Genomic DNA, 21287 nt, shown 5'->3' on the forward strand with positions numbered 1-21287 from the left:
CCCCATGCACACCGCCATCGCTGACTTCCTGCGTTATCTTCGTATCGAGCGTAATGCTTCGGAGCTGACGATCAAATCTTATAAGGAAGATCTCGATAGTCTGCTTGAGGCGCTTGATGAACGACTGGGTGGGGTTCCTGAGGCGGTCGATCAAATCAATATCAGTACGCTGCGGGCTTACATCGCTTATCTGCATGATTGCGAATATGCCCGCACGACGATTGCCCGGCGGTTGGCTTGTTTGCGAAGTTTTTTCCGCTACTGCCATCGCGAAAAACTGGTCGAGTCCAACCCTGCCAAAGCGCTACGCACACCGCGAGCAGGAAAACGGCTGCCGCACTTCCTGTCGACCGAGCAATTGGCGACGCTGCTGGAAACCCCGTTGGCCAACACGTGGGACGGACTTCGCGATCGGGCGATTCTAGAAACGCTCTACTCTGCCGGCTTGCGGGTCGCCGAATTGGTGGCGGTCGACATTGAGGATTGGGATCGCGACGCGGATGTGCTGCGTGTGATCGGCAAAGGTCGCAAGGAACGCTATGCCCCGATTGGGTCGTATGCCGCTGAGGCTTTGATCCGTTGGTTGGAGTGCCGGGCGACGCGTCCGAATATCAAACCAGAAGCCCGTTTTGCTGTGTTTCTCAACAAAAACGGCGGGCGGCTCACGACGCGGAGCATCGGCCGCATGCTCGACAAACATCTCAAGACCGCCGGCTTGGACCGCATCACCAGTCCGCACACCCTGCGGCACAGCTTTGCCACACATCTATTGGATGGCGGGGCCGATTTGCGGAGCGTCCAAGAACTGTTGGGCCATAAGAGCTTGACCACCACCCAGATCTATACGCACGTCAGCACCAAACGGCTGCGTGAAGCGTATCAACTGGCGCATCCTCATGCGGCTAAGAAGGCTTGAGGCTTGAGGGGACAGGCTTGAGGGTGAGGGCTGTCAAATCGCTTGAGCGACTCTTTGTATCGCAGCCCGCCTGAAAAAGGTTGCCAGTGGCACCCCAGATTGGGACGGTTTGAGCGACTTCTTGTATCAAAGATAACGACGGGGTCGGCCGCGCCGGGTGGGGGATGGGGGGGGCAGATTGCCCGGGAAGCGGCCAACGCTCCGTCGCGATGAAAGGCTCAATTTTCGATGGTCCGTTGCTTGCTGATGGTGACGACATTGCCCGGGGATTGATATTCCACCGAATCTAGAAAGGCCTTCATCATGTAGATGCCGCGACCGTCAAGCCGTGTGAGGTTTTCCGGCAGCGTGGGATCGGGGACGTTCTCGACATCGAAACCGGCGCCTTCGTCCTCAATCTGAAACCAGCATTTGTTATCGCAGATCGTGGCTGTCACGTACACTTTTTTCGTCGGGCACATCGAGTTGCCATGTTCAAACGCATTGAACACGGTTTCCTGCAGTCCCATTTGTACGGCATATTGATCGCGTGGATAATAGTTCAGTTTTTCCATCGCCGAAGCAACGACATCCTGAACACCGGCTAGTTGATTCGGGTCGCTGAGTTCCCACGATAGCCGCACTGCCTGATTCAACACCGGTCGTGCGTATTGCTGGGCGTCGTTGTTTGCGAGTGTGTTTGTAGAAACCATGAAAAGGTTCCCCCGTAATAGACAAAAAAAGACAGAGAATCGAAACGGAAAAAGATGAATCGGTGGGGCTGCAGCAGCATTCATCGAGCGGTTTAGCTGCTCAACCAAGTTTGATGAATCGCGCGAATGTGGGCGATCGCGAAAGCGAATCCATAAAAATCATGAACGACGACCCCGGCCGAACCGGTGGTCGCCCCAGAATCGGAGGGGACCGGTTTCTCGTTGCCATCGGCTACGTTGAGGAGAGGCTCGCCAATGAACAACCGATCCTGCTCCGAGAGGGGCTGTCGGCACCTGGGACAATGTGCGTGCGTTTCGGATGTGGAAAGGACTAAATTGCATTGACATTGATGAACCGCCATGATTGCCCTCCCTGTTCGAATGGGGGACGATGAATCGTCCCCGGTTGCACGGTATAAATGAGTGAAAATCGATACACCCATAACGCGGTTAAATCGCATCAAACCGGCAAATTCGGGACAGGGATCAGGCAAGAATCCACGGATTGCTTCGCTTTTACAGCGGATTTGTGCGTACGTTGCGTGTAGAATAACCGGCGATGGTTGTCCGGTCGTTTACCGGAGGAACGATGTCGATTTTAAAGATGTCGATTGGGGTATTGCTGCTATGAATTCGCGATCAGACCAGACAACAGAGCTCCTGCAAATGGCGGCCGCCGGCGATGAAAACGCGGCGGACCAACTGATGCCGCTGGTCTACGACGACTTCCGGCGTCTGGCCAACAGCTATTTGCAACAAGAGTCGCCGGGGCATACCTTGCGGCCAACGGCACTGGTGAATGAGGCCTATTTGAAATTGGTCAACCAGACCAAAGTCGATTGGAAAAGCCGCACGCATTTCTTTGCCGTTGGCGCTCAAGCCATGCGACGCATTCTGGTGGATCATGCACGGAGCAAGAAACGCGTCAAACGGGGGGGCGGTGCACGACGCATCTCTTTGGATGAGGAACTGACGGTTTCGCCGCAGCGCAATGAAGATGTGTTGGACTTGGATGAGGCTCTGAAGAAAATGGCGGAGGAGCATCCGCGGGCAGCTGAGATCGTTGAGTTGCGGTTCTTCGGCGGCCTGAGCGTGGGTGAAGCGGCCGAAGTCGTCGGCGTCTCCGAACGGACGGCGAGAAACGATTGGACGTTTGCCCGCGCCTGGTTGCGACGCGAACTGGCCTTGTAGAATCTCACTTTCTCATTGCAGAACATGACCCCCACTTCACATTTCCGAGATATCGGTCACCGCACCCAATCGTTTTAAAGTGGGCAGACCGCGATTCGTCAAAACCCCTCTCCCTGCCAAAGGCGTTGATTTGTGATTCCGGACCGTAACAGCCGCATTCGAGACATTTTCGTGCAGGCGATCGATTTGGACAAAAAATCGCGCGCGAAGTTTCTCGATCAGGAATGCGGCGACGAACCGGAGATTCGCGCAGAGGTCGAATCGCTGCTATCGCATCATGCTCCCGATACGATTCTTCCGGAGGGACTGCCGGACAATCCCATCGCAGCGGCGGCAAGCGGTGTGAATCAACGACCATTCCGTCGCATCTTCGCCACGACGATTCGTGAAATCATCGAGCGAGGCTTTCGTCATCGTTTTTGGCGCAACATGATCCTCTTTGTGCTGGGAATCCTGCTGAGCGGCGTCGGGATTTGGATGTATTGGGGCATGGAAGAATCGTTGCGAAAGATTCTGGCCACCAAGTTGGAATCGTTGCTGGATGCTGACATCGCTGCGTTGGAAATCTGGATGGAAGATAAGAAATCGTCAGCAGAGGTCTGGGCGCAGCAACGCAACGTTCTCGCTGCCACGAAAGAACTGGTGGCGCTGGCGCAGTTGGAATCCACGACCCGCGAGGACTTGCTGAACTCCCCCGCACTGGCGCGCATACGGGAGGAGTTGCACGTGTTTCATCACCGCGAGGGCAACTCCGGTTTTGCCGTAATTGACCGCACCGGGCGCGTTTTAGCGTCTGAGCGGGACGACGACATTGGAGTCCGCTTAGAAGCAGGGGGAATGGCCGAATTGGCCAAGGTGCTCGCAAACAAAACAACGATCACCAAACCATTTCCACAAGGCGCCTTTGCACCGGATCAAACCATTCGCCGCGATGTACCGGTCGTGTGGGCCAATGCTCCGGTACATAACGCCCAGAACGAAATCATCGCGGTGCTGGGATTCGGCTGGTTGGCCGATCATCAATTCACCCGCGTTCTCTCGGTCGGGCGCATGGGACGTTCGGGAGAAACTTATGCGTTTGATTCGCAGGGACTTTTGTTATCGGAAAGCCGTTTCGACCCGGAACTTCGCCGCATTGGCTTAATTCCGGATACGCCCGACTCCCGTTCGATTTTCACCGTGCATGTTCGCGATCCGGGGGGAAATCTTCTGACCGGTTATCGACCGAAGACTGCGCTACGCAACCGCCCCCTGACAAAAATCGCCGCTGAAGCAGTCGCCAGCAGAACATTGCATGACCCCAAGCTTCGCCGCGGCGTGATCCTTGACCCTTATCGGGACTATCGCGGTGTGCAGGTGATCGGTGCGTGGCAGTGGTTATCGCAATACAACATGGGAGTTGTGTGTGAAGTCGATAGCGAGGAAGCGTATGAGTTGTTGCGGTATCCGATTGTAGCATTTTGGATTCGTACCGGATGTTTGGCGCTGGCCATCGGCGGATTGCTCATTGCTGCCGCGCGGATTGCGATTCTCAAAAAAAAAGTAGGAACATTTCAGCGGCTCGGTCAATACTCGCTGCTACGCAAAATCGGTGAGGGGGGAATGGGCGAGGTCTATCTCGCCCGCCATGCGCTGCTGCGTCGCCCCACAGCGGTCAAGCTTCTAAAAGGAAACCGGCAGCGGCGCGATGATGTCCGCCGGTTCGAACGCGAAGTGCAGTTGGCCAGTCAGTTGGAACATCCCAATACGATTGAAATCTATGACTACGGCCGCACGTCCGATCAGGTATTTTTTTACGCGATGGAGTATTTGCCGGGGATCTCGTTAGCCGAACTGGTCGCGCTGAGCGGTCCGCTCCCCGCAGCGCGAGTCATCTTCCTGTTGCGACAAATCTGTGGGTCACTTCGCGAGGCACACAGCATTGGGTTGATCCATCGCGATGTAAAACCGCAGAACATTATGCTGTGCGACCTGGGGGGCGAAGCCGATTTTGTGAAGGTTTTGGATTTTGGCTTGGTCAAAAGCGTCAGCGACACTGGTGGAACGAAAATCACATCGCCGGCAATGATCGTGGGGACGCCGATGTATATGTCGCCGGAGCGGTTGCAAACACCGGACGACGTCGATGACCGTTCTGACATTTATTCCGTCGGGGCCGTGGCCTATTTTCTGCTGACAGGTCAGCAACTATTCGACGGCATGAGTCAGATGGAGATCGTCTACCACGCTGTGAACGAGATGCCCGTCCCGCCGTCGGAAATCGCAAAAACGGCGGTGCCACCGGCGCTGGATCGGTTGGTGATGGACTGTTTGGCCAAGTCACCCGCATCGCGTCCGCGCAATATTCCGGCAGTATTGGCGATTCTGGAACAACTGGCCGAACACGAGGTTTGGACGACGCACGATGCACGCAAATGGTGGGATGCCAACGTGGCCAAACTGCGAACCACAACCGCCATCGCTACGTTGTTGGAGACTCTACCGGGAGCGGCGGAGACAGTCGCCCAGACGTTTGCCGCCAGTTCACCGACGAAACAGTGATCGGCCGGGCCACCGCAAATCGAAGTGAATTCGAAAAACGGGCGTCGTGTGGTATAACTCGGCCAAACACTATCGCGCCGCACGCGCTGTCGCGGCGCAATCGATAAATTCGATTCATCATTGATAAAGGAAAAACTGGTGGGAAAACTGGGACTGGCATTTAAGTCGTTTTTTCGAGTGTTCGGAAATGAAGAGTTCGCCAAATCGGTGGAGCAACTGTTGAGTGGCAAACAACTGACCGCAGAGACCCCCGCGACGCCACCTCCGCCCCCCAAACCACCGGCGCCCAAAAAACCGGCACGCAGCGATGCGGTGAGCCTGTTGTCCGCCCTGCAGCGCGAAGCGCGACTGTTGGATTTCCTGCAAGAGTCGATCGCTGAATATGAAGACGCGCAAATCGGCGCCGCGGTCCGCGATATCCACCGGGATAGCGCCGCCGTGATTCAACGGATGTTTGCCCCGGCCGCTGTGGTTACCGACGATGAAGGTGCGTCGCTGGAAATCCCCGCCGGCTATGATCCAGCTGAGTTCCGGCTCACTGGAAACGTAGCGGGCGATCCGCCGCATCAAGGGACGCTACAACATCACGGCTGGAAAGCAACACGGTGCGACCTGCCGCAATGGACTGGCGGCGATGCAGCCGCAAACGTCATCGCCCCGGCGGAAGTCGATGTGACGTAAGGCGTGAGACGTGAGACGTGACGGGACAGGCTTGAGGAAGGGTGTGCCGTTTTGTCTTTCCTCACGCCTGTGACCTCAAGCCTCAAGCCTCCCCCCTCCAATCCTTTTAGAATCTTTTTAAGATCGTTTGGACTCCTCCCCAGTTGTGACCTATGTTTGATTTGTCAGGCAAACGTTGTCAGGCCGCTGCGACCTGTTTGTACGAAACGGGAGCGGGGCGGACCTTCAGTTTGCCGGGTATACACGCCGTAAGTAACATCTCCTTCAAGAGATGCTGATCTTTGAGGCGTGGCAAGGAGAGCTGGGAGCTTCGAGGGGACCTTGCCACGCCTTTTTTCTATGCGCTGTTACCCCTTGCCACCCCTCTCCGCACCAGGTGGCAAGATATTCCGGTTGGTCGAATCAGGGCGAATAACTGAATTTTGCCGATTCTGGCCGAAGCCGTTTCCCCTGTGTCGCCGATATCTAGACCGTAGCACCTCTGAGGTTTCCTTCAGCAACCTCATCTTAAATTTACGGTCCAGCAATTCAAATATCGGGCGGTCATTGCCGTGCGGAAGATTCCCTCTCATTCATTGGAGCGTGTCGACGCATTCTTTGCTGCGCAACAACCGGGCAAACGCATCTCGCGAGTGTTGTTGTGGAGCGGATTGATTGTCGGTGGCTTGCTGTGGCTCCCCACGGTTTTGCCTGACCAACCGACGGTCGACGACACGCCGTTGACGGTCGTCGATCCCTTTGTCAACGTGCCGTCGATTGGCGAATCCACGAACACCGTTCATTTTGAACAGCGCAACTAATGCCGAATCAGGTTGGCAGGATGAGTACCTCTCCATTGTCACGCATACAACCCTCACTCTTTGTAGCTCTCATGATCGCCGGCATGCTGGTGAATATTACGGGCTGCGCTGGCCCGGGCATGCGCCTGTCCATGGCACCACGCTCGGCCGAAAGGCTGGGAGTGGAGAATGCAGCCGCCCTGGAACAGATCAATCAACGCTATCAAGCGGGCGATTTGCATGGTGCGTATGATGCCGTCAAGAAACACCGTCGCAAGCACCCCTACTCCTGGGAAGCGCGCATCACCGAAGCCTGTATCGCTGCCGATTTGGGACGCACCGCGGAGAGTATCCAAGCCTGGCAAGCGGTCGTAACCGCGAAGCCCCAGTCGGCCAAAGTACTCCATGAAGCGGGCATGCATTTGGTGCAATTGGGAGCGATCCCGGCTGGTTTGCCTGCCCTTCAATCAGCGGTTGAACGTGATCCCAGTAATGTGAATTACCGTTTGGATCTTTCGGCAGCGTATTTAGCGTCGGGGAATTCGCATACTGCGCAAGAGGTCTTGATGCAGGCTCATCGCCAACTCCCCCAAGAAACAGCTGTGCCGGTCGCGATTGCACGCCTCTTTGAAAGCCAAAACGTTCATAACCGCGCCGCCCACTATTATGGTGTGGCGTTAAAACAATCGCCGGACGATCCCACACTGCTCCGCCAACGGGGACGGATGTGGTATCAACTGGGGAATTATGAGTTGGCGAAAATTGATCTGGCCGCTTGCGAGACCGCCATGATTGCCGGTGAACATTGGCCGGCCCTGTTAGAGTATGGCAAAGTCTGCCTGAAAATGGGCGACGCTCAATCTGCCCGGCGCGTCGCAACGACATTGGGCGAAAAACCGTCCGCTCTGACGTCGGAATTTCAGCTGTTCAGCGTCGCCGTTGCAGCTATGCCGGTGCCCAAGCCGGCGCTCGTGCCGCAACCCGAACCCTTCACTCCCTTCGAGACACCTCCGGTTTTGCTAGCTGCGACTCCGGTGCCGACCTTCGTTGCTCAACGGCCACAGAGAATCCAACAAGCGTCTGGAGTGATCGTCGTCAATCATCCGCCGCCAGCGAAATTAACGTCGGATACAAAATCAACAACGGACACACAATCGACCAGGGACATTCAGCCACTCGTAGAATTACAACCGGAAGAAGTCCCTGCAGCCATCACTCCTGTGGACGTTTCGATTCCGCTCCTGCTGCCGCCCCCCGCCGTTGTGATCCCGGTCGCCTTGTCACCGATTACGGACCCTTTGTTTTCAGCGTTTGCGACGGAAGCGACACTGACGAAAACGACAGCAATCAAAAAGACACCGGTTCCAACTACGCCAATCAAAGCTGCACCAAAAGCAGCGACGCCGATTGTCACGGGACCGATTCTCCTACCACCAGATGCAACACCGACAGCCTCAACACCGCCAGTCGCCGAACCCTTAGCTGCTGCTGCGACGCCCGCCGAAACTGGTTGGCGGACCACACAGAAAAAGAGCAAGCCCTCCAAGCCAGCTCAAAAAACGTCTCCTAAAACACGCAAATCGGCGGCGACGAAAACCAACACATGGAAGCCGCATGTGAGTGAAAAACGTGTGCAGAGTTATCGCAAAACCGGGGATGCGCGAACGCTTGTTAAGAAGAAATTGGCCACGGATTAACACGGATGTGACACGGACATCGTGTCCTTTATTTAATCTCTGGCTATACGTGATTAGTAAAATCGGGGCAATCAGAGATGGTGAAAGGAACTGCTCGTGGGACCGACTACGACCATTTTTTTGCCGAAACCCGTCTCTGAGCAATTGCTGGTAACCCTCGACTCCGAATTGCGGAGTGCCGCTGCTAGAATCGAAGCTTCGCGCAAAGGGTGTAATTGGGATATCTGGATGACGTCTGAGTCGACTGGTTTCACGCATCCATTTCAAGTTCACGTTTGGGAAACATCCAAGCGATTAGAGGATTGCGGTGTAGACCTTAAAGAATTGGCTTTGGACTCTTCTGTCTTCCAGGCGTTTGTCACCGTTTCAGCGGGCTGCAACGAATCCGAGGATTGGAATTTGACCAAATTCCTTGCAAAAAAGATCGCTGATCGTTTTGACGGCATTGCTACAAAACTGGGAAAGTAGCAAAAGGTTTGCATTGTTTCTGTCGTTGCAGGGTGCATTGCGACGCACCATTCATTGTGGGACAACGGAAGAACAATTGCAAAACGATCCGGCAGGAACTCCCCCTCACTGCGTGTTATGGGGCACCAAACTTTGGCTTTTCTATTGCTGGATGGGATGCCGCTCGCAAAAGCCGAAAACCCTCACCCCGGCCCTCTCCCAGAGGGAGAGGGGGAAATGTAGATGCACTTGGGTTCTCTCGACGATTACTCTTGTGTTGCTGCGGGGCGTGGTTTTAGGTGGCTGACTGTTTGTAGGGTCATTCGCTGGCGAAAGAGTACCTCGTTGGTTTTGGCGTCGGTGACGGTGTCCTCAAACTGCAGTACACCAAACGGGACGCGGTCGGATAACCAGAGGGTGCGGCGATAGACCGTCATGCGGTCGGTGTCGCCAGGGGTGTATTTGACTTGCGAGACCGCTTCACGGCATTCGATCGCATCGGTTTCCAGCGGCGTGAATAGGTAGCGGATGTTGCGGTAGAAATATTCCCGCGTGCGGGGCATGCCTTGCAGAAAGATTTCCGCGATCCGTTTTTCTCGCGCTGATGTCGCACCGGGCCTGAGCAGGCATTCATCGGGCGCTGCGCCGGCGGCAATCGCTTGTTCGTTGAGGTACAAGTTGATTTGCTCGCCATCACTTGCCGATGTTCCGTAACCGGTTCCACGCTCGACACGCACGTGCCGCGCCGCTTGGCCGTCGATTTCAAGTTCCCCTTGGCTGGTCAGCCGCAGACGCGTCGTTTGGCCCAGATGGTTGATGCCTTGGAATTCGGCGAAGGGCAATGGGGAGTCGGTCTGTAGGGGGAGCGATGGAATCCAACATTGTAGCGGCGTCTCTGGCTCCGGTGTTTTTGTGGAGTAGTCGGCCAGTCCCCAATAGCGCATGACATTCATCACCCAAGGATTGGACCAGGGGTTCGAACGCGAAAAGGAAGCTGAGAAGGCCGATACCGACAGCAGCAGGCAAGCGACGATGCGAAAGGACCGCTTGTGGCCCCATTCATCCAGCACCGGCAGCATGGTGAGCAGCCAAAACGGAATCAGCCAGAAAACCCAACGCAGCCCGCTGGTGTTCCCGCCATAGTTGTCGGTCTTGTACATGACGAACAGCAGCATCCACAACGTCAGCCCCAATCCCAGGCGGTTGAATAACCGCAACGGAAACTCGCGCCAGCGGCGGCCATAAATCCAGCCGATGACCGTCAGTAAAAATATCGGTGACAGCGAAAGAATGCCGTGATGCCCGATCAGGCAGTTCAAGAAATAAGCGAAGCGGGACTCATTACCGGCATCAATGCCTTGAGGCTGCATCCAATAGCTGGGAACTCCCTGATGCACATATTCATACACATTGGTGCCGAAATACGCATAAAACGGAACCAAGCCGCCGCTGGCAAGATATGTGGTATAGAAAAAACCACCCAGGGGAATCAGTGCGGCCGGTATGAACCAGACGCACGTCAGTCGCCAGGATTGGCGGAGCAGGATCACAAACATCGCCGCCCCAAACACGAACGCCGGGAGTTCGTTGGTGACGGTAAACGCCGCGAAAAATCCGCACAGGGCGAAGAGTCCGCCGCTACGCCGCCCCTCAGCGATGATTCTTGTCGCCGGGTAGAGCGCGAAGACCGTACTCCAAGTGGCGACGGAATGGTTGTTGAAGGTGATTAGAAATGTCGAAAGGAATGTGGCAAACGAACCAGCCGCGACGACAAAGACTGCGCTCATCCCGGTACGCGCATAGCGGTTGGCCATCACAGCGATCAATATCAGCGCGATCATCCACGGCAGCCAGTTAACGATGATCAGTAGTAGATGCGCGACATCGTACGTTTGGCGATCCAAGGTCCAGCCGGTCGATTCTTTGATCGTCCAATACAAACCGGCGACGAGCGTGGGGAGTAGCGCCGGTTTGGAGGAATAGAAATGTCCTTTCCAACGGACTTTGTCGATCGTATCCCAACCGGGTCGCTGAATGATCTCGTCGATCTGATACGTGCCGCGTTCGACGAGTGACCAGACGGTGCACCAACGTGAACGATCATTGGCGCTGAAGGCGGGCGTTTTTGGCGGGCGGGCTGTGGGCCAGCGTCGCGGTCCGAATCGCAGTTCGGCGTTGAGGATGTCAGCCAGCGAGACAGCGGCGGTCAGGACGATCAGTACCGCGCACGCAAATTGGGTCAAGCGCCGCGCCGATCCGTCATTCTTAAAATCGTCCGATGTCGTCATAGCAACCCGTTGCAAAAGGGTGCCACTGGCGGCTTGTCCGCCAGTGCAAACGTTGTGACAGGTAAAAACACAGCTGGACAAGCCAGCAGTGGCACCCGACTCTCGAATGTTCTTGGTTTTTCAACGGGCCGATCAGGCCGTTGCGGATGAGGGAAGGGGCGCCGGTGGATGTATGGAAGTGCCGTTCATCTTAGCTACGAATGTGCATGGATGAAACGCGCAGTAAAAAATGCCTTGGTCCCCAAAGTGAGGCATGGGAACCAAGGCAGATTAAAACAGGGTGCGTGTGCAGCCGGCTATCAGTCACGACCGGGGTGGGCGACTTTTTTCCAGTATTCGGCAAAGTCGAATTTGGGGCTGTTGTCGAGGTCGTGGCATTGATTGCAGAGTTGCTTCTCGGCAATCCCCTGATCGAGATGCATGTTTTTCCGCCAACTGATCAATTCCTCATCTTGCGGCGGTAAATCGCCGGCGACCCGTTGGTTTTCGAGGTCAGCGTGGATGCTGCCGGGACCGTGGCAGTTCTCACATTGTTGGCCTTTTAATTGCGGCGTCGAGTCGGCATCCACGAAACCACTTTCATAAGGAAAGACCTGTTGTGGATTCCAACCGGTGACGTGGCAGGCCAAGCATTCGGGATCATGCACGCGGGAGATCCAACCCTCCTCTTGTCCTTCACGCCCCTTGCTGAGCGAATCGTAGGCATGCGAATGGCGGGTGGTGCTCCATTTGGCAAAGGCTTTGGTGTGGCAGTCTTTGCACTGATCGACGCCAACAAAACGTGCTCCCGACTCATGCGCGACCGGCTTTAAGTTCTGGACGATTTGCTCGTCGTGCAATCGCTCTTGATAGCGACGCATCACATCGGTCATTGCGGGAGTTTCGTGAAAACGCTGGTTGTCGAGTTCGATCAATTCAAATTTTAGCTTCTGCTCCGCTTCGGGATAATACCCGATGACACCGATATGTTTGCCTTTGTGGCCTACGGTGATGAACATCGTTTTCGACTCGCCGATTTGTTCGGCTTTGTTATCGGGATCTTCATAACCACCGGCCGAAACAACGACGTCGAACTGGGGAAAGGCCTCGGCAAATGCTCTCGATTCATCCAGGGGGGCGTGCGAGAGCAGCACGAGCAAATCGGGTTTTGCTGCGTTTTCATCGGTCAGTGCGGCCAATTGTTTGGTGACGGCAGCATGGGCATTGGTGATGTCGACATCAGGCGCTACGCCGTCGTTTGCGGGAGGCACGATCTCGTTGCGGTAGGCATCTCCCACGATTGAAATCACGCCGATGGTTTTGTCAGCAACTTTGGTCGTGAAATGCCGTTTGGGCATCGTCAGTTCTTCGGATCCAAACAGGACGACATTTGCGCCGAGCAATGGCAATTGATCCTCGGTATCTAACGAGAGCAAATACCCGGGATCGAGTCGGAGTTCCTCGGGCCCCAAGCCCATGGCGGCATAGCCCATTTGCTGCATCGCATCGAGCAAGATTTCGAACTTGATTTGGCTTTGTCGCCGGGTCCGTTTGAGCGAACCGCCTAAGTCGAGTTCGGCGCGGGGCCATTCTTTTTCGTCAATTTGGCGAAAAAGATCCGCTCGCCGTGACAGGCCGCCGGACTGTGTTTCGGAACAGCCGCACGGTTCTAGATAGCCGTGGGTTTCGCCCGTCACGCACAACACGAACTCCGGCTTTTCCCAGCCTTCAAAGATCGGTGCAGGCGGGGGGTAGCTGGGCTTGTTGTCTTTTTTGGGTGTCGTAGAGGTCGTATCGACCTGGGACGGGTCATCGTCTGAGCCGCACGAAGAGAGACAGGCGGCACAAGCCGCACTGGCAACGATCAACAACGGCATCACCTGCCAACGTTTCCAAGTCATCCCTCACCCTCCACTGGTTTCCGACGGCTTTCAACACGACAAGCCTGACTGTTTCTATCGCAAGCCGTCAATAAATCCAAGGGCTGTTTTCTATGGTGTGGCGTTCTCGGCAAATGCCGTCGGCTCAATAAGCCTGGTATTTCGTACGAAACTGGATGGACTTAATGTCAGGGTGACTGGTTTCCACAATGAATTCGGCACGTCCTTTGTTATCGGGAATCTCGACCGTATCGGGGGGAATCTCGAATTTCAGCACGTATCGTTGAAGTGCTTGTCCCTTAAAATTCGTATCGCGCTTGATACTCATCTGCACATATTCGTTGGTGGAATCGACGACATTGAAGTCATAAGTCTCGGCATCATCGGGAACGCTGACAAACATGCTCAATTCGGCAGTCACCCCATCGGTGATATCGAACCCCTTGAAATCAAGCGTCATGGTGTGGGCATCAAAACTCTTTCCGACAATTTTAATCGGGCCGGTCCGCGTGGTGACAACCGACAGTTCTTCCACATATTCCTTGCCGTCCGGGGCTCTCATGGTGACTTTGATCGGTGCCTTAAATTTGCCGACAGGAATGTCCGGTTGAATCAGCGCGTCGATGCGGTACCCACATTTTCCATTGACCCCTTCGGCGCGTTCATCCTTAAATTCGAGTTTCTCGTAAGTGACCTCTACGAATTCCGAGTCGGACACAGCGGAGACCAGTTCGATGTCCTCCAGCAATCGCGACCCGATAATGCCCGAGGTACGGACCGGTTCGTCTCCGACGACATCAGGCGCGATGAACGTCCGTGCCGGGTAGACAAACATCGTATAGGCGACTTTTCCGACGATTGTGAGGGCCAGGTATTTGTTGTCGGGATCGTTCGTATTCAAAGGCGCCACAGACTTAAACTGTTCCTGTGCGGTGTCCTTGACCTTCCAGGCAACGGTGACGTCCATTGATTCGCCGGGTTGCAGTTCGACCCGCTCGAGATCTTTGTCATCTTTGAGCATGAATTTTGTACAGGTGCAGGTGGCTTTGCCCTTGATGATGCGCAAGACCCCTTCGCCGTCGTTTCGCACCTGAAAGACATGCTCATCTTCCGAACCACGCTCCATGACGTCGAAATCGTACGTGGTATCATCGACCACGGCTTTGGGAGGCGGGCCGACAGTTTTTAAATAGGAATCGATACCAGAGTCTTCGGAAGTCGTTTCCGAGTCTTTCTCGGCCATCCAATTGCTGGCATTGCTCACGACTACAGCGGCGCCAAGTGCGACTCCGCCCAGTATCATCGCGATGACAATATCTTTTGCCTTCATGAATTCAGTCTCTTGCGATTACGGAAATGAACATACGCACTAGAAAAGTGTAATGACCCGTTTATTGTAAGTTGATCCCCCACACGGTCAATCAGATTCAGAAGGGGGGACCGGCGCGTCTGCCTGATTCGCCATTTTTCTTAACAATTCCAGCGTTTTTTCGGGTAATACACGGTCAACATGCCCTGCCTGCTGCGTGGTTTCGTTCAACTGTAGCGCGAATCGAGCTTCACGCTGTGCATCCGCCACCCGTCCATCCCGGAACAAGGCCTCGGCCAATCGTCCTCGGATTTCGGCAGAGTTGGGATATAGCTCAACTGCACTCGAAAATGCCGCCACGGCCTCGCCTGCCAACTCGGGAGACTGCAGCCGCAGGTTGGCTTGAAGGTAATACTCTCCCAAAATACGAAAATTGTTCCAAGATCGTGGGTTTTTCTCCAGCGATTTTCGCAACATTTCCGTAGCTTTTCGCACCGTTTCCCGAGTCTCCTCGGATTTCGCCAACCCACCCCCCAACTCCAATTCCGCCAGTTTTCGCCAAGATTCGCCCGCATAGGGGTCGGCCACAGTCGCCGCTAGATACGCCTGCCGAGCCCGGACCGGATTGCCCCGCTCCCACAATTGGTAGTCCCCCTCAGCAAGCAGCTGACTCGCCCGAGAAACCGGTGCTGTGGCAAATTGCCAACAGGCGAGGCTGATTCCCAGTGACAAGACCAAAGCGGCGATCCCGGCCCAGTGTGGTAGTGAGCGGGCTGACGCGGGGGGGGCAGCAGGCGGCAGTATCATCGCCACGCACAGCAACAGCATTTGGCAGAGCGCCGGCATGGCAATTCCGCCCGCTCCCGATAGATGGACCATCAGCGTCGCAGCGGCGATGAGAAAAACGGCCGGCCGTGGAGAATTTAGCTCAATCGCCCTACCGGCCAGTGGCATTGCTACGCACCAAACGGCCAGTAGGCACCAAGTCACCGCGGAAAACTCGGTCGCACCAACCACACAAAACGCTAAAAATGCCCCCCAGGTACTCGCCTGGGGAATAGGAATCATGATCTGACCAGCGGGACGTTGCGACTGGGGTTTTCGGTTCTGTTTTGCAGGCTCAAGTGAAGAATCTGAGAGTTGGACGGGGAGCCGGCCGCTGGATCGCCGGATGGTGGCGATGCACAGGACCGCCATCGCAGCGAGACCGACTACGGATATCAGGCCGCCGTTGACCCATACATCCAACAGTGCATTGTGCGGATCGGAGATTTCCTCGCTCGATTCAGGGCGTTTGTATTGCAAATAATGGTTGCGGAAATTCCCGGGACCGATGCCGACGAGCGGGTGCGTGCGGATTACGTCCCAGGTTCCTTGCCAGTATTCCAGGCGATACCCCAAGGATTTGCGCGTCTCGGCAACGACCCAGCGATCCAATCCGCCGCTCATGACCATCGCCGTCACCAATCCGGCAATCACCAGCACCGCCGCAATCACGATTCGCCATGTATGTCGCGGGAGTGTCGTTCGCGCGGTGATCATGGATAGAAAGATTGCCACTCCTCCGACCATCGTGCCGACGTAGGCCGTGCGGCTCTTCGTGAGCAGTAGACACGCGGCGATCAACAGCGCCAATCCGATGCCACACACCCAATGAGCCATGGGCACCGGTTGCGAAGCGGAGTTCGCAAATCGCTGTGCCAACACCGCCAGTAAAACAATCAACCAGACGGCCAGCAGGCCGGCGAAGGTGTTGGCCAAGGCGAATCGCCCTAACGGCTCGGTGCTCGATAACAAACGGGCTTCGTAGCCCATGCGTCCTGAGCCTTCCAGCGAACCGGTCGGGACGCCCATTTCGATCAATTGCCGCTTCAACCGCGAGGAAGCAGCTACGTTGCTCCCGGTGGTGGGCTGCTGCGACAATTCGTCGAGCTTGCCACGGATCTCTTTATATTGGGCTGCTGTTTGGGGATACCAGACATAATGTTGCCACAATCCATAGCCAGCCAGCGCTGCCGAACTGGCCAGGAGGATGACCACGATTTGCCGGCGGATATCCCAAGTTGTGAACGTCTGCCGCATCAAGAAATAAGTCGCGCCCAAACCGGCCCATTCGGCCAGCATGTTGATCGTCGCGCGTTGATTGGCGTCGCCGGTGAGCGCCAATAATCCAGAAATCAGATGCCCGGCGACGAACAGTGCGACAGCAATATCAACTTTGTGAAACTGAAAGCCGCGAACCTTTCCTCGCCAGTATCCAACCGACCACAACACCAGCGCGGCAAAACTGAATTGCGCCATCCACAATCCCAAACCGAGTGTCGCGCCTTCGGTGGGAGACAACAGTCGCCACACCAGCAACATCGCGACAGCCGCGATGAGCAGCGTCTCGATGATGGTCGGCGCCTCGCCGGGCGGTGATTCGGTTTGTGGAGGGGCACTGCGCCCGGATTTGCTCATAAAGTTCTTACCGCGATGGTCCACCTGACCGGCCGCACGACCGAGTCGCTGGTGCAGCGCGTCTTATTGTTTTTTCTGATGGCGGCGAGCGGCTGTTTCGAGGATTGCGATCACAGCCAGGACACAGAGGATCAATGCCACCACGATCAACGCGCCCGCCCAGTTGGAGACCTGATAGAGTAGCAGCCCCCCCAGTCCCGTCGTCAATGTCGCCAGATGAATGGTGAGCACGGCATCGCGGCGGCTGAGGCCTAATTCGACCAAGCGATGCGAGAAATGACATTTGTCAGCATGAAACGGACTGCGCCCCTCGGACAGTCGGATGATCATCACCGAGCAAAAATCGTACAGTGGAATGGCCAATACGCACAGCGGCGCTAACATCACATAGGGGGGCGTTTTTTCGTATTCGTAAAATGTACCGACAACGGTCATGCTGGCGATCGACAGGCCGACGAAATAACTCCCGGCATCTCCCATGAAAATTTTTGCCGGTGGAAAGTTATGGCATAAAAACCCGCCGAGCGATCCCGCTAAAATCAGTAAAAATGCGGCGACGAACCAGCGCGGTTCGGAGGTACTGGTGAGCATGATCAGCGCAAAAATCACCGACGTGATCAAACCGATGCCGGACGTCAGCCCGTCCATGTTGTCCAAAAAGTTGAAGGAGTTGGTCAGCACCAAAATCCACAACACGGTTACGATCGCGCCGATCCAAGCCGCATCGGCGAACAACGTGGCGCGGACACCCATCGAAACCAAACCGATGGCAGCGATCAGTTGTACGGCCAGCCGCGGTGCCCAGGGGAGGTTTTTAAGGTCGTCAATCAACCCCATCACGGCCAACAAGGTTCCCCAAGCGATGATGGCCCACAGTTGGCCGCTCCGTGCGCCGATCCCGGCGACATGCGCAGCCAATTCTTCCGGGAGTAACTGTGTGATGGTTGAGGACGACAAAAATAGCTGCGCACCGGCCAACGGCAAGACCGTCCCCAGCCAAATCCCAATCCCTCCGCCGAGGGCGGTCGGCGTTTCATGGACCTTCCGCGCCGCTGGTTGATCGACCAATCCCCACTTCGGCGCCATCGCCCGCACCACAGCCGTTACAACCGCGGAAATGAAAAACCCCGAGGCTGCACAGGCAATAATCAACAAAACCATAGAATATCTCGCACCATGTTTCCCCGCCCTCTCAGAGAGGGGCTGAGGTTTCACAATTCTTTCTCCCTCTCCCTCTGGGAGAGGGTCGGGGTGAGGGTTTCCCACACCAGAAGGACCCACAGCCACCAGTTTCCCAAAACCGACCGCCGACAACAGGGAAATCCCCCCTCGACGGTCACCTGAGCCAAAATCCGCCCATCGTTTTCCCGCGTAACCGTTACAGACGACGCGATTGCGATGGACAGGGCGTTTTGGTTGCGTTGCGGGGCCATGTTTGTGTCCCCTTTTCCCCCCCTTACGTTGCGAAGCCTGAAAAATGATGAATACCGTTTTTCGAAATCCGTAATCCGCAAGCATCGAAAGTTTGCGGTGGATGTGATGACACCGGTTTCCCGGCGGGATTGACCGGTCACCATTTCCGCCCGATAATGAATTACGACCCGTCTCCTAGCGTATTTCCCGTCCGGCGACTGACTTTCGACCGGCTGTTGCCGATATTTCTGTTCATCTCGATGCGACTCGAGCAACCACATGCCTAAATGGCTCACCAAGGCCAAAGCCGCCTTCAAAACGCCCGAACCGGTGCCGCCCGAGCCGTTCCGCTTGGTCTGCGTTTGCGGAGGTGTTATCAATGGCGTCCGCCAGGAGCGTGAGCAACGTATCCGCTGCGGTGACTGCAACCATGAGATGTTCGTCTTCCCCGAAAGCGTCTATCCGCCGCCGGAGGTCCCTTATCGGGGTGTGACCGACGAGTCCGACGATGAGGTAGAGATTATCGAGGAGCCGTCCGCCTCAAGTGACAACCTCCCCCCCGGTCCGGCGGATGCAATCACAATTGCTCCCGAGAAGTTGATCAAAAAGCCGCCCAGCCCAAAGAAACCCAAAGGGCGGTCGAACCCGAAGGCAAAACGGTCACCGAAAAAGGTAGGTCCCACCCAAGCAGTGCAAGTCGACCATGTGCATGGTATTCGTGACTTGCGTCAGCGGCGATTCAAAATCATCACGCCGTTTCGCGCCATCGCCGCGGGGATCTTAGTGGTGTTGCTGCTGACTGGTTATGCCGTCTTACATTCGCGGAGCGTCGCCAATGCTGAAGTCGTACGCACGCGGGCTGGCAAACTGGGGCAGCAGGCGCTCGACGCAGGCGATTTAGCGGCAGCGGATCAGGAATTCACAAAAGTTGACGAGGCGTTGCAGATACTCGGTAGTGACGACCCGCAATCGCGGCTTTTGCATCAATTATTTCTGGAAGTCCGGGCGGCCGTGGAGTTGCTGCCGACTTCGGTGCCCGACATGCTCGCATCGGCGGTCGAAGCCAGTAGCGAAACAGCGCTCACCTCCTGGGAGAGCCTGTTTGACCTGACATACCGTGACCAGTGGGTGGTGGTCGATACAACGGTCAGCCACGACGATCCAGATGCGGAGGTCCGCATCGCGGTACCGTTGATGTTGGAAAACAATTCGGCGTTTTTCGTGATCGACGGCGAATCGTTTGCCGAGCACGTCGTCGGAGATGGGGCACAGCGTGTGATTTTTGCGGGCCGCGTGCAGTCTTGTCAGGCGAGCGGCACGAAACACAAGACCTGGGATATCCGCATTGCTGATGACTCGTTTTTCTTCTGGACTGATCCGCGGACTTATGAACTGCTCGGCTTTGCCTTGGATGAGGAGTCGACCGAAACCTTGCGACAACAAGCCGAGATGCTGGGAGTGGCGAAATGAACATCCGCCAAGTCATTACAACCGCTGCCATTTTTTGTTGCCTGCTGGTTGGAACAACGAACATCGCAACAGCGGCGCCGCTCCGATCATTCACAGTGCAGCAATTCAACAAGGTGTTCGAGAAGTTCGTGGGGCTCGACGTGCGCGTGATCGGCCGCAAGTCTTTGGCCAGCACCCGGGAAATAGGTCTGCTGCACTGCGAGGTGCGGTTCAAGTCGCGACGGCTGATGGAAAAACTGTCCCGCGATGTGGCGAAAGTACAGATCGACGGTCGTGTCGTCCGAGAGGGGAATCGGTATGTGGTCTATATCAGTGCGGTGAAAACCCTGCCAAGCGACGAGGAAGAATTTCAATTGCGGAAACGCCGCCTTAACGAGAAATCGCTGGAAGGCTGGTACGAACTGGGCGAATGGGCAACCGGGCAGGGAACATTTTATCAGGATGACAAGATGTCCATGCTGGGGCGCGAAGCCCATGCACAGGGGATAGCGATTGAGCGGGCCGCTGCACGCGGCAAGGATGCCGTTCGCCTCAAGAAGTTGGCAGCCAAAGCTGAGACGTATGGTCTCTTGCCAGCGCTGCAAGAGAATTTGTTGTTTGAAGCGTTTGTGTTGATGCGGGATCAGGCGAAGTCGGTGGCCGATTTGGGAGTCGCCATCTCAGAGGCAGCCACTGAATTGCCCGGCAGTGAAATCCCCTTACCCCAGCCGCAACCGAAATTACGAAAACAGTACAAAGCCGATCCGCAAACGAGCTACGAAGGAGCCTCAGCGACTCAGCGCACGCTGCTGCATCGTATCTTGATGTCGGATTTAATTTTGGCGCGTTTGCAGGATCAACTGGATAAGAATTTCGAGAACGGTTTTCAAATTGCTGATCTGATCGATCGCGAGATCCCTGAGTTTCGTGACCTAGCCCAGGAGTACCGCGATCAATCTTTGAAAGCTCGTACGGAACAGGTTGCCACGCTGTCGCGCGCGGACATTCTGGACCTGCAGAAGCATTACGACGACCAACAACAACCGGATAAAGGGCGAGAAGTCGTCGAGGCGTGGTTGGAACATCGCCGGAATCGACTGGACGAACAGGACACCGAGGGGTTACTGAATTTGTCTGAGGAATATGTAACGATGCTCAATCGTCCCGAACGGGCGACTGATTTGTTACTGACCGCTGCCGAACGCAATCCCGGAAACGAACGAATCGAAGCCAAACTGGGCCGCTTGGGCTATCAACTGCAAAACGGAAAGTGGCGTGCCCCGCGAGGCGGGGATGAGCAGGACGAATCCGACATCGAGCGGGCGATGCGCGAAGGACGTCCGGTCCTCAAAATGACTGCAACACAACTCCGCAAGGCCATGGCCAGCGAGCCGGCTAAAATCTTGCGAATCGCCAGTCAGGGACAAGTGGATGAATTTTGGTTATACGGAGATTCAACCGGTTCGCAATTAGCGGTACGATTGTCCCGTCGCGATGGAAGCCCAGAAGCGAAGGTCACTGCGATAGGGCAAGTCAAATTGACCCCATGATCCGCCTCCCGAATT

15 protein-coding genes are annotated in these 21287 nt (G+C 55.8%); 9 read left to right on the forward strand and 6 right to left on the reverse strand.

What is annotated here, in order from left to right; translation table 11 throughout:
• Nucleotides 1–4: 4 nt before the first annotated feature.
• Nucleotides 5–916 (forward strand): tyrosine recombinase XerC, encoded by a 912-nt coding sequence (gene xerC / locus Mal52_RS23645; RefSeq protein WP_145378982.1) that lies wholly within the window; start codon nucleotides 5–7, stop codon nucleotides 914–916.
• Nucleotides 917–1134: 218 nt separating this feature from the next.
• Here the strand turns inward: xerC and Mal52_RS23650 are convergent, their stop codons facing one another.
• Nucleotides 1135–1608, reverse strand: coding sequence for an ATP-binding protein (locus tag Mal52_RS23650; RefSeq protein ID WP_197534419.1), 474 nt, complete (start codon nucleotides 1606–1608; stop codon nucleotides 1135–1137).
• A gap of 627 nt (nucleotides 1609–2235) precedes the next feature.
• Between Mal52_RS23650 and Mal52_RS23655 the strand changes: the two genes are divergently transcribed.
• The 6 genes from Mal52_RS23655 (at nucleotide 2236) to Mal52_RS30620 (ending at nucleotide 8965) form a co-directional block, all read left to right on the forward strand.
• The gene (locus Mal52_RS23655) at nucleotides 2236–2799 is read left to right on the forward strand and encodes a sigma-70 family RNA polymerase sigma factor (RefSeq protein WP_145378984.1); all 564 of its coding nucleotides are present in this window, start codon (nucleotides 2236–2238) and stop codon (nucleotides 2797–2799) included.
• A gap of 132 nt (nucleotides 2800–2931) precedes the next feature.
• The gene (locus tag Mal52_RS23660) at nucleotides 2932–5340 is read left to right on the forward strand and encodes a serine/threonine protein kinase (protein ID WP_145378985.1); all 2409 of its coding nucleotides are present in this window, start codon (nucleotides 2932–2934) and stop codon (nucleotides 5338–5340) included.
• 138 nt (nucleotides 5341–5478) lie between these two features.
• Nucleotides 5479–6021 (forward strand): DUF2760 domain-containing protein, encoded by a 543-nt coding sequence (locus tag Mal52_RS23665; RefSeq protein WP_197534420.1) that lies wholly within the window; start codon nucleotides 5479–5481, stop codon nucleotides 6019–6021.
• A 551-nt stretch (nucleotides 6022–6572) separates the two neighbouring features.
• Nucleotides 6573–6821: a hypothetical protein gene (locus tag Mal52_RS23670; RefSeq protein ID WP_145378987.1), complete on the forward strand. Its 249-nt coding sequence runs from the start codon at nucleotides 6573–6575 to the stop codon at nucleotides 6819–6821.
• A gap of 131 nt (nucleotides 6822–6952) precedes the next feature.
• Entirely contained in the window at nucleotides 6953–8497 is a 1545-nt protein-coding gene (locus Mal52_RS23675) for a tetratricopeptide repeat protein (RefSeq protein ID WP_145378988.1), read from the forward strand.
• A 96-nt stretch (nucleotides 8498–8593) separates the two neighbouring features.
• On the forward strand, nucleotides 8594–8965 hold the full coding sequence (locus tag Mal52_RS30620; protein WP_420824938.1) for a DUF6368 family protein: 372 nt from the start codon (nucleotides 8594–8596) through the stop codon (nucleotides 8963–8965).
• Between the two features lie 245 nt (nucleotides 8966–9210).
• Here the strand turns inward: Mal52_RS30620 and Mal52_RS23680 are convergent, their stop codons facing one another.
• The 5 genes from Mal52_RS23680 to Mal52_RS23700 all read right to left on the reverse strand — a co-directional run bounded on the left by Mal52_RS23680 (nucleotide 9211) and on the right by Mal52_RS23700 (nucleotide 18021).
• The gene (locus tag Mal52_RS23680) at nucleotides 9211–11232 is read right to left on the reverse strand and encodes a DUF2339 domain-containing protein (protein WP_145378989.1); all 2022 of its coding nucleotides are present in this window, start codon (nucleotides 11230–11232) and stop codon (nucleotides 9211–9213) included.
• 299 nt (nucleotides 11233–11531) lie between these two features.
• Nucleotides 11532–13112 (reverse strand): multiheme c-type cytochrome, encoded by a 1581-nt coding sequence (locus tag Mal52_RS23685; protein WP_145378990.1) that lies wholly within the window; start codon nucleotides 13110–13112, stop codon nucleotides 11532–11534.
• 124 nt (nucleotides 13113–13236) lie between these two features.
• Nucleotides 13237–14421 carry a DUF1573 domain-containing protein gene (locus Mal52_RS23690; RefSeq protein ID WP_145378991.1) on the reverse strand — a complete coding sequence of 395 codons (1185 nt, stop codon included), beginning with the start codon at nucleotides 14419–14421 and terminating at the stop codon, nucleotides 13237–13239.
• Between the two features lie 87 nt (nucleotides 14422–14508).
• Nucleotides 14509–16860 carry an O-antigen ligase family protein gene (locus Mal52_RS23695; protein ID WP_145378992.1) on the reverse strand — a complete coding sequence of 784 codons (2352 nt, stop codon included), beginning with the start codon at nucleotides 16858–16860 and terminating at the stop codon, nucleotides 14509–14511.
• A gap of 63 nt (nucleotides 16861–16923) precedes the next feature.
• The gene (locus Mal52_RS23700) at nucleotides 16924–18021 is read right to left on the reverse strand and encodes an MraY family glycosyltransferase (protein ID WP_145378993.1); all 1098 of its coding nucleotides are present in this window, start codon (nucleotides 18019–18021) and stop codon (nucleotides 16924–16926) included.
• Between the two features lie 531 nt (nucleotides 18022–18552).
• Between Mal52_RS23700 and Mal52_RS23705 the strand changes: the two genes are divergently transcribed.
• Both Mal52_RS23705 and Mal52_RS23710 read left to right on the forward strand, forming a co-directional pair.
• Nucleotides 18553–19743, forward strand: coding sequence for a hypothetical protein (locus tag Mal52_RS23705; RefSeq protein WP_145378994.1), 1191 nt, complete (start codon nucleotides 18553–18555; stop codon nucleotides 19741–19743).
• The gene (locus Mal52_RS23710; protein WP_145378995.1) at nucleotides 19740–21272 is read left to right on the forward strand and encodes a hypothetical protein; all 1533 of its coding nucleotides are present in this window, start codon (nucleotides 19740–19742) and stop codon (nucleotides 21270–21272) included. Before Mal52_RS23705 ends, Mal52_RS23710 begins: the two co-directional genes overlap by 4 nt.
• The last annotated feature ends 15 nt before the right edge of the window (nucleotides 21273–21287 follow it).

This window comes from Symmachiella dynata (genome assembly GCF_007747995.1).
Taxonomy (GTDB): Bacteria; Planctomycetota; Planctomycetia; order Planctomycetales; family Planctomycetaceae; genus Symmachiella; species Symmachiella dynata.